Origin of the sequence: Gordonia sp. ABSL11-1 (genome assembly GCF_030315685.1) — a bacterium.
Classification (GTDB): Bacteria; Actinomycetota; Actinomycetes; order Mycobacteriales; family Mycobacteriaceae; genus Gordonia.
This window is the reverse complement of sequence record NZ_JASXSI010000006.1, coordinates 1-11,445: the sequence shown is the minus strand read 5'-3', so window position 1 is coordinate 11,445 and position 11,445 is coordinate 1. Positions and strand designations below refer to the sequence as shown.

Below are 11,445 nucleotides of genomic sequence, written 5' to 3'. Positions count from 1 at the left end.
ATGCCCGTCAGGGTGACATCGGTGCCGGGTTTGAGGAAACGTGTGTTGTCAGATATATGATCTCGAATTGAGACAGTCGGCGCTCTCTATTCGACGGCCCGATCATTACGCTGAGGGCATGATCTTCATCGTCGCGAAATGGCCGATCAAACCCGAATTCGCCGATCAATGGCCCGAACTTGTCGCGGACTTCACCGCCGCGACCCGGGCCGAGGCAGGCAACAAGTGGTTCGAGTGGTCTCGGAGCCTGGAGGACCCGAACACCTACGTGCTCGTCGAGGCCTTCGACGACGACGCCGCCGAGGCGCATGTGACCAGCGCGCATTTCACGACGGCGACCACCGATCTGCCGAAGTACCTCCAGCGCACCCCGGACATCGTCAACTTCTCTCTCGATCAGGACGTCTGGTCGGAACTGGGGGAGATGTCCGTCGACTGACGGCCGCGCTCACATCCACAACCGTGTGCTCACAATCGATCGTTGTGAGTGCACAACGTCGAAGCGTCTACCGGCGACGATGCGTCACGACGACTCTTGAGTCATGACCGCAACGCTTCCCGCCGCATCCGCTGACACCGCACCCGTCGCGTCCCGGCGATTCCTCGGCGACCTCGAGCATCCCCGTCAGGTCGTCGAACACATCACGCCGAACTGGTTCGCCGCGGTGATGGGTACCGGGATCGTCGCCAACGCCGCGGTCGCGCTGCCGGTGCACTCGTCGGTGCTCACCGGTTTCGCGACAATCGTGTGGGTGTCGGCGTCGTGCTTGCTGGTTCTCATCGGGGCGGCGTTCGTTCTGCACTGGGTGCGGCACACCGATCAGGCCCGGCGCTATGCCTCCGATCCGGTGATGTCGCAGTTCTACGGTGCGCTCCCGATGGCGTTGCTGACCGTCGGTGCCGGCACCGTCCATCTCGGCGTCCCACTGATGGGTCAGACGGCGGCGGTCTCGGTGGGTGGCGCACTCTGGGTGGTCGGCACCGTCATCGGCGTGGCGACGGCCATCTGGGTCCCGTTCGCGATGATGACCGCCGAACGGCGTCACGACGTCACGGCGCTGCCGGCGTGGCTGATGCCCGTCGTGCCCCCGATGGTCTCGGCCACAACGGGCGTCGCGTTGCTCGAGTTCATCCCCGAAGGCCAAGCGCGCCTGGGCATGTTGTCGCTGTGCTACCTGTTGTTCGGGATGAGCCTGATCCTCGGCATGATGACGCTGACGATGATCTATGCCCGCCTGTTCCACGGTGGCCTGCCGGTGGACAAGTCGGCGCCGACGATATGGATCACGCTTGGTGTCGTCGGGCAGTCGATCACCGCCGCCAATCTCCTGGGCGCGCACGCCGGCCTGGTGTTCAGCGGCGATCACGTGCCGATCGCCACGGGCCTCATGGTCTTCGGGATCGTGTACGGCCTGATCATGGGCGGGTTCGGGGTGGCGATGTTCGCCCTCGCGGTCGCGGTCACGGTGCGCAGTGTGCGCAGCGGGTTGCCGTTCGCCTTGACGTGGTGGAGCTTCACGTTTCCCGTCGGTACCTGCGTCACCGGACTGAGCGCGCTCGGTGTGGCCGTCGGTTCCGCACCGATCCGCTATCTGGCCGAGGTACTGTACGTGGTGTTGCTGGCCGCGTGGGTGATCGTCGCCGCGCGAACAGCGAAGGGCGCGTTCGGTGGGCGGGTCTTCCTACCCGCCTGACGGGGTAAGTCGGACCGACGACAGCTGGGAGGTCGGTTCAGTAGAGCCGGTGGTGGCGTAGACGAACCGCACGCCCCGCCGCCGACGCGGCCGCCGCGAGCGCCAGCACCACCATCGGGGCGTTCACCCCGACGGCGGGTGCGATGGTGGTGAGTAGGACCGGCAACCCGAAGCCCAGGTAGCAGGCCACGTAGAAAATGCCGGTGACCCCACCACGGTGTGCCGGTGGCGTCATCGTCTCCACATCGACCAGCCCGTCACGCAGGCACAGGCCGTAGGCGAGACCCAGCACGATCGCGATCACCGCGAAGAACGCCATGGACGGATGCCAACCCGCGACGGCCACGAGGACGAATCCGAGGGCCGCCAATGCTGAGCCGACGACTCCGGCGACCGGCCCCGTGTGCAGGCGACGCACCACGAACTGGACGATCACGCCGGACCCGAGCCCCAACGCAGCGGCCAGCCCCGGAACCCACGCGGCACTGTGCCTATCGGCGATCCGTGCGGCCATCACCACCACCGCGACGCTGATCGACGAGAACACCCACAGCGCCATGGGAACCGACCACGACAGGGCGAGTGCCATCGAGCGTTCGCCGGTCTCCCCGATGTCGGACACCGGGTGATCGTGGGCCAGCTCGACGGATGGAGTGAGGAGCAGTCCCGCGGCGGCGGCCAGGAGGGACACGATCCCGCTGACCGCGAACGGGACCGCGAGCCTGGCGGGCGCGAGCTCGGCGAGCAGACCGGTGATGACCGGCCCCATCGCGAAACCTGTGGTGAGCAGCGCGCCGGCAAGAGTGGCGCCGGACCGGCCCCGCAGATCCGCCGCCCACGCGGTGCCGGCGCTGATCGTCAGACCCGCACCGAGTCCGACGACGAGACGCCCGACGAGCACACCCGCCTGGTCGTGCCATCCGATCATGACCAGGTTGCCGACGCCGGCCAGCGCGGCGCCGGTCAGCACCACGGGTCGTCGGCCGACCCGGTCCGACAGCGAGCCGCCACCGAACAGTCCAGGCAGAAGCCCCACGGCATAGATCCCGAAGGCCCCGTCGAGCACGGTCGCCGACAGTCCCTCGTCCATCTTCAGGACGGGGATCATCGAGGCGAAGTGATTGGCACCCCAACCGGTGGTGAACAGCACGGTCAGGATGGCGGGCAACGCATAGCGCTTCGGGTTGGGGGCGGCGGAAGTCATCGATGCAGATTCTGCCGGTAATAAGGTGGGCGAATCGAATCCGACATCGGGAGAGAACGGAGGCGACCCGTGGTCGTCGAGCAGCAGGAGTTCCATCCGGATCTGGCGCGCGCCGCACGGGTGCTGCCGCGTGGACTGGTCGGACCGCGTTCGCTACGGGTTATCCGTTTCGTCCAGAGTGCGATGAGTCGACTCCAGCGCAGCCCCGGTATCGAGGTGCGGGCGTTGCCGTCCGGGGGATCGGTCCGGATCATCCGGCCGGACGACGCGGTGGCCGACGCCCCCGTCCTGGTGTGGATGCATGGCGGGGGATATGTTCTCGGGCAGGCCAAACAGGACGACGCGCTGTGTCGTCGGTTCGCCCGTGTCCTCGGCGCTGTCGTGGTGTCCGTCGACTATCGCTTGGCGCCCGATCAGCCCTATCCCGCTGCCCTCGACGATTGCACGGATGCCGTCGAGGTGGCCAGACGTCTCGACGGTGTCGATCCGGATCGGCTCGCGATCGGCGGTGCGAGTGCCGGTGGGGGACTGGCCGCCCAGCTCGCGTTGCGCATTCGGGATCGGCGGGAGGCGCCGCCGGTATTGCAGTTGTTGGTGTATCCGATGCTCGACGACCGCACCGGCTTCGACGGTCCCGCGGCGATCGAGCGTGGATTCCGCATGTGGAACTCGCGGTCGAATCGGTTCGGGTGGTCGGGTTATCTCGGTAAGGCCGACCCGTTGCAGGTGTCCCCGGCACGCCAAACCGACCTGTCGGGGCTCGCGAACGCGTGGATCGGCGTCGGCGAACTCGACCTGTTCCATGACGAGGACCTGGCCTACGCCGATCGGCTGCGCACCGCCGGAGTGCCCTGCGCGGTCGAGGTCATCCCGGGTGCCTTCCACGGATTCGATCTGGTCGATCCAGGGGCGCCGGTGTCCCGCGAGTTCTTCCGGAGCCAGGCCGCAGCGCTGCGGGCGGCGTTCGGCTAGCTCAGTGAATGCTGCTGGCGACCGCGACGACGACGCCGGCCAGTACGAGCACTCCCACGACAACCGCCGCGATAATCGCTCGTTGTCGCCGGTGATGTTGGATGGCGTTGATGCCCAGCCCGATCCCGATCAGGATGGCCGCCGCGTAGGCCGCGATACCGAGTGTGAGGATTGCCGCGTTCGCGTCCGCCATGGCGACGACTGTCGTCGAGGAGCTGGTCATCTATCGAGTTGACCACACGAGTCGGTCGGCGATGGCCACAGGTGGTCTCTGAGGAGGGAGCTTGCGAGCGTCTCGAAGGGTCGTCAACCCTCAGACGAATCCGACCCCGAATCCGGTGACGAATCTTCCCCGTCATCGGAAGCGGACTCATCCGAGGTCGGGTCGTCCGAGCTATCCGACTCGGAGGTGGGCGACTGCGAACCACCCGTTGATTCCGATGCAGGGGGATGCGACGACGCGCCATCGGGTGCTGTCGGCACCGGCGGCGTCGGTAAGGACGCGGTTGGTTCCGACGCCGGTGACTCGGCACGAGTCGTCGGGGCCGTCGAGGTGTTGCTCGGTACGGCCGTCGACGACTGCTGTTGCACCGACTGCTGTTGCACCGACTGCTGTTGCACCGACTTCAGTTGCGACGATTGTTGCTGCGATGACTGTTGCGGCGAGGCCGGGACCGACGAGCTCGCCGCTGAGCGTGAGGTCTCGCCCGTCGCCACCGACGACGGGACGGTCACGTCGTATCGACCGGTCGGCGTCGCCGACGGCGCGGCTTTGACCTTGACGGCGGCATTGTCGACGCCGGGTCGCTGCATCGGATAGAACGCCTCGGCGTCACGATTCCAGCGGGCGACGTCGTCGGCGGTGTAGGACAGGCCCAACTCGTCGTGCGCCCACTGGTTGAGCAGTGCGAGGGGGTGCCCGACGTCATAGACCGCGTAGCGGGTGTTGCCCTCGACGCTCCTGTACATGGTGGCCTCGTCGGTGCGATCCAACGTCGCATAGGACTGCGGACCGTTGCCGAGGTGAATGGTCCAGAACCCGGCGGCATCGACGATCAGAGACGACACCGGACGGTCCCATCGCCACTGGAAGTTGGCGGCGGGATCGCCGGCGATGATCACCGACATGACGTCGGCGGCACCGGTGTTCGCAGGGTTCCGCGCGTCGTCGGAGTCGATGCCGACGACACTCGCCACCTGCGGGAGCAGCGGCATATCGGCGAGCCACGCCTTGATGCCCCATGGGCTGCGTGGATCGGAGACGAGGACGACGCGACCCTTGTCGACATCGAAGACTCCGGCCGCGATTGCCTTCTCGGCGGCATCGCCGACTGCATCGGCGCCCTGCGAGTAACCGGTGTAGACCACCATCGGCGGTCGATCGGAGCCGGCCGTCGCGAAGGCCGCCATGACCTTCAGGTTCTGCTCGACGGCGGTGGCCTTCGAATCGGTGTAGCTCGGGGCGAGAAAGAACGGTTTTCCGGATCGTCCGGCGATGATCGGGCCGAACGACTGCGGATAATTGACGATCAGTGCCTGCCGATTGGTGATCAGCGGCTTGATGCGCGGAAACAATGTGGTGTCGTCGGTGCCGGGGGTGACGACGATGGTCGCGCTCCCGGGGAGGTCATCGAAGAAGTCGATGTCCCCGGCGTCCGGGTCGTAATCGCGGCCCGTGACGTCGTAGACGGTGCCGTCGGCGATCAAGCCGTCGACCACCGAAACCGTCTCTGCCGATGCGCTTCCCGTAGGTGCCAGAGTCGCAATGCACACGGCGCCCGCCACCGCCGACAGCACGGTCAACCGGGTGTCGACGGCACGTCGGGAATGTGACATCGTTGATTGTCGAACTCGATGTTTGCCACCATGGACGGCCATGCGCCGATCGTACAAAGTGAGCGATCGTGAATCACTCGTACGAAGAGACCATTCACAGAATGTTCGCCAGGTACATCATTGTGTGCAGAACGTGCTGGTCGCACATGCATTGATGACGTTGCGCGAGAAAATGCGACACGCGGTCTCTACACCGGGGTTGTCCGTCGCTCAGATGACACCCCGTGGTGAACGACACGAAACGGACTGCCGTGCCGGTTCGGTGAGCCGAGTGATGTCGGGGAGCGTAGATTGCACTCTCATGCGCACCGAGCAAGACGATTCAGACCATGCGCAGGCGATTGTGTTCGTCACCGAGTTCGAGCGGATCGCCGATGTGCTCGTCGCCGACCTGGAGAATCCTCGCACGCCCGCGAAGCAGTTGCCCGGCCTCCGCGACGAGCTGTATCAGGTGCGCGCTCAGATCAGGCGGCTCGAGGACGAGTACGGGCTGCGGAACTCAGTGCGCGAGCGCGGCTAGCTCGGCGCCGGCGCGACGCTCCACCAGCAGCGGGATGAAATCGCGGACGCGGGTGTCGCCCAATTCGCGGTACACGGTGTCGACGGCGGCCGCGACCGCGTCGGTGGGCTGATCGGGGAAGCGCGCCGCCAGACGGTCACGGACCTCATCGATGTGCTGCTGTTCGGTTTTCCCAGTCACATGTCGAGGGTACGTCTGCGCAGGTCAGAGTGCCGAACGAAACTGCTGTGATATCCAAGACAGTGCGTTCCGTATTTGGTGATCAGAAATCAAGCAAACGATGCCCGCGCGAGGAGGTGACGCGCTACCCGTCCAGCTCGGCGATCGACGTCACGACGGTCACCGGGTCGTCGTCGGCGACGTGTGAGCTGTCGGTGTCGTCCTCGGCGAGAGTGAACTCCCTGACGTTGGCGAGGAGCACGACGTAGGCGGTGGTGTCCTTTCCCGTCGACAACACCATCGGGGCGCGATCACGGACGACGTCGCGGACATAGCCGATCACGTCTGTCACGGGATCGGTGAAGATGACGCGGATCTCGAGCTCGTCCGAGGAGAGAAGTGTTGCTGTCGCCATGACCATCGTTCCTGACCCGGCTATCGCCGAAAGAGTTTGTTACCCAGCCATGCCAGCGGATCGTATCGACGATCCACCACCCGTTCCTTCATCGGGATCAACGCATTGTCGGTGATCTTGATGTGTTCGGGACAGACATCCGTACAGCACTTGGTGATGTTGCACAGGCCCAGACCGTGCTCGGACTGGGCCGTGTCCCGTCGCTCGGCGACGTCGAGCGGATGCATGTCGAGCTCGGCGATACGCATCAGGAATCGCGGACCGGCGAAGTTCTGCTTGTTCTCCTCATGATCGCGGACGACGTGGCAAGTGTCCTGACAGAGAAAGCACTCGATGCACTTCCGGAACTCCTGGGAGCGCTGGACATCGACCTGCTTCATCCGATATTCGCCCGGCCCCAGACCTTCCGGTGGTGTGAACGACTGGATCTCGCGGGCCTTCGCGTAGTTGAACGACACATCGGTGACCAGATCTCGGACCACCGGGAACGTCCGCATTGGTGTCACCGTGATGACCTCGTCCTCGGTGAAGGTCGACATCCGGGTCATGCACAGCAGTTTGGGCCGACCGTTCACCTCCGCCGAACACGATCCGCACTTGCCCGCCTTGCAGTTCCATCGCACCGCCAGGTCGGGCGCCTGCGTGGCCTGCAGTCGATGGATGATGTCGAGCACCACCTCGCCGTCGTTGGCGAGGACCGTGAAATCCTGGAGGCCACCTGAATCGGCGTCACCGCGCCACACCCGGAACTTCGCGTCGTAGCCCATGTCAGTCCTCCTTGCCTCCCCCGGCGTCGGGATGACCGGCGATCTCACCGGCGGTGTAATACTTCTCGATCTCGTCGAAGTCGAAGAGCTCCAGGAGGTCCGGCCGCATCGGGACCTGTTCCTCCTTGATCACCGTCACCGTGGGGACCGGTGATTCGCCGGCGCCGTCGGCAGTGCACACCAGCAGGGTGTTGCGCCAGGTGGAGTCCATCGACGGATGGTCGTCGCGGGTGTGACCACCACGGCTCTCGGTGCGCAACAGAGCTGCCTGGGCGACACATTCGCAGACCAGCAGCATGTTGCGCAGGTCGACCGCCAGGTGCCAACCGGGATTGAACTGTCGATGGCCCTCGACCTGCATCTGGCCCAACCGGCCCCGGATGTCCCGGAGGACATCGATGGCCTCCTGGACCTCCTCGTCCTTCCGGATGATGCCCACCAGGTCGTTCATGGATTGCTGCAGGTCCGTGTGCAGGGTGTACGGATTCTCGGGTGAGCCGTCCGACGGTGGGTCGAACGGCGCCAACGCGAACGCGGCGGCGCGCTCGATGTCGTCGTCGGAGATCTCGGGTCGGGTGGCCAGCGACTCGACGTACGACGCGGCGCCCAGTCCGGCGCGACGGCCGAACACGAGCAGATCGGACAACGAATTGCCGCCCAACCGATTCGAACCGTGCATGCCACCCGAGCACTCACCGGCCGCGAACAGGCCGGGAACCCGCGCGGCCCCGGTGTCCGGGTCGACCTCGACGCCGCCCATCACGTAGTGGCAGGTGGGCCCGACCTCCATGGGTTCGGCCGTGATATCCACGTCCGCAAGCTCTTTGAACTGATGATGCATCGAGGGCAGTCGGCGGATGATCTCGTCGGCGGGCATGCGCGACGCGATGTCCAGGTAGACGCCGCCGTGCTCGGTGCCGCGGCCGGCCTTGACCTCCTCGTTGATCGCGCGGGCCACCTCGTCGCGCGGCAGGAGATCGGGTGTGCGGCGGGCGCTGTCGTTGTCGGCGAGCCATTTGTCGGCTTCTTCTTCGGTCTCGGCATACTGCCCCTTGAACACCGGCGGGATGTAGTCGAACATGAAGCGCTTGTCGTCGGTGTTCTTCAGGACACCGCCGTCACCTCGGACACCTTCGGTCACCAGGATTCCCTTGACGCTGGGTGGCCACACCATGCCGGTCGGGTGGAACTGGACGAACTCCATGTTGATCAGACTGGCGCCCGCGCGCAGCGCGAGAGCGTGCCCGTCGCCGGTGTATTCCCAGGAGTTCGACGTCACCTTGAACGACTTGCCGATCCCGCCGGTGGCCAGCACCACCGCCGGGGCCTCGAACACCACGAAGCGACCGGATTCGCGCCAGTACCCGAACGCCCCGGCGATCGCGTCACCGTCCTTGAGCAATTCGGTGATGGTGCACTCGGCGAAGACCCGAATCCGGGACTCGTAGTCGCCGGTCGCAGCATGGTCCTCCTGCTGCAGTGAGACGATCTTCTGCTGCATGGTCCGGATCAGTTCGAGACCCGTGCGGTCGCCGACGTGGGCGAGTCGCGGGTAGGTGTGACCTCCGAAGTTGCGCTGGGCAATACGGCCGTCGGGCGTCCGATCGAACAGCGCCCCATAGGTTTCCAGCTCCCAGACGCGATCGGGAGCCTCCTTGGCGTGGAGTTCGGCCATCCGCCAGTTGTTCAGGAACTTGCCACCGCGCATGGTGTCCTGGAAATGGGTCTGCCAGTTGTCCTTCTCGTTGGCGTTGCCCATCGATGCCGCGCAGCCACCCTCGGCCATCACGGTGTGTGCCTTACCGAACAGCGACTTGCACACGACCGCCACCGAGTAGCCCTTCTCGCGGGCCTCGATGACGGCCCGCAGGCCGGCACCTCCGGCGCCGATCACGACGACGTCGTACTTGTGGCGTTCCGGTTCGGTCATCCGGCAAGGCTCCCAGCGTCAGATCGATTGTGTGTCAGGCAGATCGGTGACAGCACAGGATCAACCCACGAATCGCAGGTCGGAGATGGTGGCACTGGCCACCAGCATGATGTAGAAATCGGTGAGCACGAGCGTGCCGAGGGTGATCCAGGCGTACTGCATGTGTCGGGTGTTGAGCTTCGAGACCTGACTCCAGATCCAGTACCGGATCGGGTGCGCCGAGAAGTGCTTGAGCCGGCCTCCCGTGACGTGCCGGCATGAGTGGCAGGACAGCGTGTAGATCCACAGCAGGATCACGTTTCCGACGAGGATCACGTTGCCCAGCCCGAAGCCGAAGCCACCGTCCTTGCCATGGAATGCCGTCACAGCGTCGTAGGTGTTGATCAACGACACGATCAGCGCCACATAGAAGAAGTAGCGGTGCGCGTTCTGGAGGATCAGCGGGAGCCGGGTCTCGCCGGAGTACCGACTGTGCGGTTCGGCCACGGCACATGCCGGTGGCGAGAGCCAGAACGACCGGTAGTAGGCCTTGCGGTAGTAGTAACACGTGAGTCGGAAGCCGAGGAGGAACGGCAGGACGACGAAACCGAGCGGAATCCACATGGGGAGTTCCGGGAAGGGAGTGCCGAAATGGCTCGACCCGGGAACGCACGACTCGCTCAGGCACGGTGAATAGAACGGCGTCAGGTAGTGGTAGTCGGCGACCCAATAGGCACTGCGGACAAACGAACGAACCGTCGCATAGACGACGAAAGCCGACAGGCCGAGCACCGTCAACAGCGGCGACAGCCACCACCTGTCGACTCGAAGTGTGCGCGCCAGGACGCGCGCTCGTCCCGGAGAGAAGACCCCGGTTGCCACCCGCTCAGTCGCGGGGGCGCTCACTTCGTTCGCTCACGCGAGTGGAAGCCCAGCCCTTCGTCTTGCGCGCCGAGCCATGCGGCCTCGTCTGATTTGCTGTCCGGGACGTACACCACGTCCTCCCGCTTCGACGGCTTGAGCAGGGGTGGTGGCGAATGCTCGAAGTCATGCAGATCGATCTCGAGCCGATCGAGGTCGTTGGTCATCCGTCGGACGGCGTCGACATCCCCGTACTGCACCTTCAGGCTGCTGATGTGATGCCGCAACAGCCCGATACTTCGGCGGAGGTCCTTCATCTCGATGGTTGCCATGCCACTCCTCCAATACGGTGTGATGTGTACCACAGTAATGGCAGGGGTGGTCGAGTCAACGGCTTTGGCCGAACGTGTCGGAAGCCGCGTGTGTGCTGCCTGCGCTGACGAGCTACTCAGGCTGATGCGGTGCCCCCAGTCGGACTCGAACCGACACCGGGCGGAATTCAAGAACGCCCAACCCACCTGTTTGGCACCGCTATCACCTGTGCTTTCGCTTGACGGGAACTCGAATCGACGCAGGTAGGAACGCATACATCGCTACCTGTTGCTCAGTAGCGGCTACCGCTGGATCACCGTTGAGATGGCGCGTGTGGGTAGTACGGGGGTGGCATGGCAGCGGTGCGCCACTCGGTGCGCTGAGGCTAGCGATGAGCCGTGGGCGGGGCATAGGGCGGCGGGCAGTACGGCATCGCTGGGCAGTACCCGGCACCGGCTCGCGGTTCGTTTGGTGAGCGTCCGCAAGTTCTACGGCGTGAGTGCCTCGCCGACACCTTCACATCCCAGTTCGGTAGGACCGAGCTCTACCGTTGCCCAGGCGTCGCGGATTTCTCGTTTCCCTCCGTCCGGTGTTCCGGACCATTCCGAATTGGAGTTCACAGCACGGCGACGTTCTCGTCAACAAGACGGCCGACGGCGTTGGCCTGAACGAGATATGGTCCACCGCGGCCGGAGCCATGTCGGCGTGGAACCGCAAACGCACCGCCCTGGCCGCGCTGATCAGCTACCCGACCATCGCCGTCGGGAACGCGATCCCCCGGACCGTCGGCGGGGAT

General features: G+C 65.1%; 13 protein-coding genes and 1 pseudogene. 5 read left to right on the top strand and 9 right to left on the bottom strand.

Translation table 11 applies throughout. From position 1 onward, the window contains the following. Window positions 1-118 precede the first annotated feature (118 nt). Together QSJ19_RS08715 and QSJ19_RS08710 are read left to right on the top strand one after the other, a co-directional pair. Window positions 119-439 carry a putative quinol monooxygenase gene (locus QSJ19_RS08715; RefSeq protein WP_286319695.1) on the top strand — a complete coding sequence of 107 codons (321 nt, stop codon included), beginning with the start codon at window positions 119-121 and terminating at the stop codon, window positions 437-439. A 103-nt stretch (window positions 440-542) separates the two neighbouring features. Next, on the top strand, window positions 543-1,694 hold the full coding sequence (locus tag QSJ19_RS08710) for a TDT family transporter (protein ID WP_286319694.1): 1,152 nt from the start codon (window positions 543-545) through the stop codon (window positions 1,692-1,694). Window positions 1,695-1,731: 37 nt separating this feature from the next. On the opposite strand, the gene QSJ19_RS08705 is transcribed toward QSJ19_RS08710, so the two are convergent. Further along, window positions 1,732-2,898: an MFS transporter gene (locus QSJ19_RS08705; RefSeq protein ID WP_286319693.1), complete on the bottom strand. Its 1,167-nt coding sequence runs from the start codon at window positions 2,896-2,898 to the stop codon at window positions 1,732-1,734. Between the two features lie 69 nt (window positions 2,899-2,967). Between QSJ19_RS08705 and QSJ19_RS08700 the strand changes: the two genes are divergently transcribed. Beyond that, window positions 2,968-3,870, top strand: a complete 903-nt coding sequence (locus QSJ19_RS08700) for an alpha/beta hydrolase (protein ID WP_286319692.1) — start codon at window positions 2,968-2,970, stop codon at window positions 3,868-3,870. Window position 3,871: 1 nt separating this feature from the next. On the opposite strand, the gene QSJ19_RS08695 is transcribed toward QSJ19_RS08700, so the two are convergent. After that, window positions 3,872-4,093: a hypothetical protein gene (locus tag QSJ19_RS08695; RefSeq protein WP_286319691.1), complete on the bottom strand. Its 222-nt coding sequence runs from the start codon at window positions 4,091-4,093 to the stop codon at window positions 3,872-3,874. Between the two features lie 83 nt (window positions 4,094-4,176). Continuing rightward, on the bottom strand, window positions 4,177-5,706 hold the full coding sequence (locus QSJ19_RS08690; RefSeq protein ID WP_286319690.1) for an alpha/beta hydrolase family protein: 1,530 nt from the start codon (window positions 5,704-5,706) through the stop codon (window positions 4,177-4,179). Window positions 5,707-6,007: 301 nt separating this feature from the next. Here QSJ19_RS08690 and QSJ19_RS08685 point away from each other — a divergent pair, with 301 nt between their 5' ends. Beyond that, complete coding sequence (locus tag QSJ19_RS08685; RefSeq protein WP_286319689.1) at window positions 6,008-6,226, top strand: hypothetical protein; 219 nt, start codon at window positions 6,008-6,010, stop codon at window positions 6,224-6,226. Here QSJ19_RS08685 and QSJ19_RS08680 read toward each other — a convergent pair. The 6 genes from QSJ19_RS08680 to QSJ19_RS08655 all read right to left on the bottom strand — a co-directional run bounded on the left by QSJ19_RS08680 (window position 6,206) and on the right by QSJ19_RS08655 (window position 10,669). Then, window positions 6,206-6,406 carry a three-helix bundle dimerization domain-containing protein gene (locus QSJ19_RS08680; protein WP_286319688.1) on the bottom strand — a complete coding sequence of 67 codons (201 nt, stop codon included), beginning with the start codon at window positions 6,404-6,406 and terminating at the stop codon, window positions 6,206-6,208. The genes QSJ19_RS08685 and QSJ19_RS08680 overlap by 21 nt on opposite strands. Before the next feature lie 124 nt (window positions 6,407-6,530). Beyond that, window positions 6,531-6,800, bottom strand: coding sequence for a hypothetical protein (locus tag QSJ19_RS08675; RefSeq protein ID WP_286319687.1), 270 nt, complete (start codon window positions 6,798-6,800; stop codon window positions 6,531-6,533). A gap of 20 nt (window positions 6,801-6,820) precedes the next feature. After that, a complete protein-coding gene (locus QSJ19_RS08670) occupies window positions 6,821-7,567 on the bottom strand; it encodes a succinate dehydrogenase/fumarate reductase iron-sulfur subunit (RefSeq protein ID WP_286319686.1) in 747 nt (248 codons plus the stop codon). Between the two features lies 1 nt (window position 7,568). Beyond that, window positions 7,569-9,497 (bottom strand): fumarate reductase/succinate dehydrogenase flavoprotein subunit, encoded by a 1,929-nt coding sequence (locus QSJ19_RS08665; protein WP_286319685.1) that lies wholly within the window; start codon window positions 9,495-9,497, stop codon window positions 7,569-7,571. A 60-nt stretch (window positions 9,498-9,557) separates the two neighbouring features. Next, complete coding sequence (gene sdhC / locus QSJ19_RS08660) at window positions 9,558-10,382, bottom strand: succinate dehydrogenase subunit SdhC (RefSeq protein ID WP_286319684.1); 825 nt, start codon at window positions 10,380-10,382, stop codon at window positions 9,558-9,560. After that, complete coding sequence (locus QSJ19_RS08655) at window positions 10,379-10,669, bottom strand: Rv0250c family protein (protein ID WP_187584560.1); 291 nt, start codon at window positions 10,667-10,669, stop codon at window positions 10,379-10,381. The genes sdhC and QSJ19_RS08655 overlap by 4 nt, the downstream gene beginning before the upstream one ends. A 569-nt stretch (window positions 10,670-11,238) precedes the next feature. On the opposite strand from QSJ19_RS08655, the pseudogene QSJ19_RS08650 reads away from it, so the two are divergent. Continuing rightward, window positions 11,239-11,445, top strand: a pseudogene (locus QSJ19_RS08650) (hypothetical protein); the annotation flags it as partial.

What these genes read in the sequence shown, in the direction of transcription:
- QSJ19_RS08715 (WP_286319695.1), top strand. Translation starts at nt 119, where the DNA reads ATGATCTTCATCGTCGCGAAATGGCCGATCAAACCCGAATTCGCCGAT.
- QSJ19_RS08710 (WP_286319694.1), top strand. Translation starts at nt 543, where the DNA reads ATGACCGCAACGCTTCCCGCCGCATCCGCTGACACCGCACCCGTCGCG.
- QSJ19_RS08705 (WP_286319693.1), bottom strand. Translation starts at nt 2,898, where the DNA reads ATGACTTCCGCCGCCCCCAACCCGAAGCGCTATGCGTTGCCCGCCATC.
- QSJ19_RS08695 (WP_286319691.1), bottom strand. Translation starts at nt 4,093, where the DNA reads ATGACCAGCTCCTCGACGACAGTCGTCGCCATGGCGGACGCGAACGCG.
- QSJ19_RS08690 (WP_286319690.1), bottom strand. Translation starts at nt 5,706, where the DNA reads ATGTCACATTCCCGACGTGCCGTCGACACCCGGTTGACCGTGCTGTCG.
- QSJ19_RS08685 (WP_286319689.1), top strand. Translation starts at nt 6,008, where the DNA reads ATGCGCACCGAGCAAGACGATTCAGACCATGCGCAGGCGATTGTGTTC.
- QSJ19_RS08675 (WP_286319687.1), bottom strand. Translation starts at nt 6,800, where the DNA reads ATGGCGACAGCAACACTTCTCTCCTCGGACGAGCTCGAGATCCGCGTC.
- QSJ19_RS08670 (WP_286319686.1), bottom strand. Translation starts at nt 7,567, where the DNA reads ATGGGCTACGACGCGAAGTTCCGGGTGTGGCGCGGTGACGCCGATTCA.
- QSJ19_RS08665 (WP_286319685.1), bottom strand. Translation starts at nt 9,497, where the DNA reads ATGACCGAACCGGAACGCCACAAGTACGACGTCGTCGTGATCGGCGCC.
- QSJ19_RS08655 (WP_187584560.1), bottom strand. Translation starts at nt 10,669, where the DNA reads ATGGCAACCATCGAGATGAAGGACCTCCGCCGAAGTATCGGGCTGTTG.